We start from the raw sequence: 1,629 nt of genomic DNA, 5'->3' as shown, positions 1-1,629 counted from the left end.
CACCACGACGCGTCCCCATCGGGAATCAACGGCTCACGAAACGCCAGGTTCAGATGCACCGGCCCCGGATCACCCGTGCCCACCGCCCGCTGATACGCCCGGCACGCCAGCGAACGCCAGTACGCGACCTGCCCAGGACGCTCCTCCGGCACCCCCACCTCGGTGAACATCCGAACCGTGTCGCCGTACAACTTCACCTGATCGATCGTCTGATTGGCCCCCGTACCGCGCAGCTCCGGCGGCCGATCCGCCGTCAGCACCAGCAACGGCACCCCCGACTCATGCGCCTCGATCACCGCCGGATGGAAGTTCGCCGCCGCAGTGCCCGACGTGCACACCAAAGCCACCGGCCGCCCCGACCGCCGCGCCAACCCCAGCCCCAAGAACGCCGCCGAACGCTCATCCACCCGCACATGCAGCCGCAACCGCGACTCCGCGTGCACCGCGATGGCCAGCGGCGCCGACCGCGACCCCGGCGCGAGCACCACATCGGTCAGCCCGCACCGCACCAGCTCGTCCACGAGCACCGTGGCCAGCGCGGTCGCCGGGTTCACGGCGCGGCCCCGTCGGCAAGCATCGAGGCGAACTCCTCTATCAGACGATCGGACAACGGTCAGGGGCGACGGGGGAACCTGGCGAAGTCGGGCTTGCGCTTCTCCTTGAAGGCGTCCCGCCCCTCCTGCGCCTCCTCGCTCATGTAGTAGAGCAGTGTGGCGTCACCGGCGAACTGCTGCATCCCTGCCGCGCCGTCCGTGACCGCGTTCAGCGCCCCCTTGAGCATCCGCAGCGCCAGCGGCGACTTCTCCAGCAGTTCCCGGCACCACTGAACCGTCTCCTCCTCCAGACGCGCCAGCGGCACCACCTTGTTGACCAGGCCCATCGCCTCGGCCTCGTGCGCGTCATAGAACCGGCACAAGTACCAGATCTCCCGCGCCTTCTTCAGCCCCACCGTCTCGGCGAGCAGCCACGCACCGTACCCGCCGTCGAACGACCCCACCTTCGGCCCGGTCTGCCCGAACTGCGCGTTGTCAGCGGCGATCGTCAGGTCACAGCAAACATGCAGCACATGCCCGCCACCGACCGCGTAACCCGCCACCATCGCCACCACCGGCTTGGGCAGCCGCCGGATCTGCACCTGTAGATCCAGCACGTTCAGCCGGCCGATCCCATCAGGACCGACATACCCGTCATCGCCACGGATCTTCTGATCCCCACCCGAGCAGAACGCCTCGTCCCCGGCACCGGTGAGGATGATCACCCCCACGTCGCCGTCGTCCCGCGCCTTGTTGAACGCATCCTGCAACTCGAACAACGTCGTCGGGCGAAACGCGTTACGCCGCTCCGGCCGATTAATGGTGATCTTCGCGATGCCCTCGGCCGTCTCATAGACGATGTCCTCGTACTCACCGGCACGCTTCCAGCCGATACCGCTCACGACAGCCACCCTCCCTCACTGACCCCGCCGATCCGGAGTACGCGGGGACTCGGGGCCGCCCCCGCCGCAACGTCGCAACCTATCGCCGGACACCCAAGGCCCCAGCGCCGGGGAGCCCCGCACCTTGTCCGGCTTGTCGGCACTAACCTTACGACCGTGCGAGACGGACCCGAACACGCGGAGCGGCCTTCCCC

The 1,629-nt window shown here is 68.4% G+C and carries 2 protein-coding genes; both read right to left on the bottom strand.

The window, feature by feature from the left end; genetic code table 11:
* Nucleotides 1-554 (bottom strand): 2-succinyl-5-enolpyruvyl-6-hydroxy-3-cyclohexene-1-carboxylic-acid synthase (gene menD / locus C1I98_RS38655; RefSeq protein ID WP_111172157.1); only part of this gene is annotated, 554 nt, incomplete at its 3' end.
* 59 nt (nt 555-613) lie between these two features.
* Nucleotides 614-1,426 carry a 1,4-dihydroxy-2-naphthoyl-CoA synthase gene (gene menB, locus C1I98_RS38650; RefSeq protein ID WP_111172158.1) on the bottom strand — a complete coding sequence of 271 codons (813 nt, stop codon included), beginning with the start codon at nt 1,424-1,426 and terminating at the stop codon, nt 614-616.
* Between the last annotated feature and the right edge of the window lie 203 nt (nt 1,427-1,629).

Source organism: Spongiactinospora gelatinilytica, from assembly GCF_003236385.1.
GTDB lineage: Bacteria > Actinomycetota > Actinomycetes > Streptosporangiales > Streptosporangiaceae > Spongiactinospora > Spongiactinospora gelatinilytica.
This window is presented reverse-complemented; position numbering and strand designations above follow the sequence as displayed.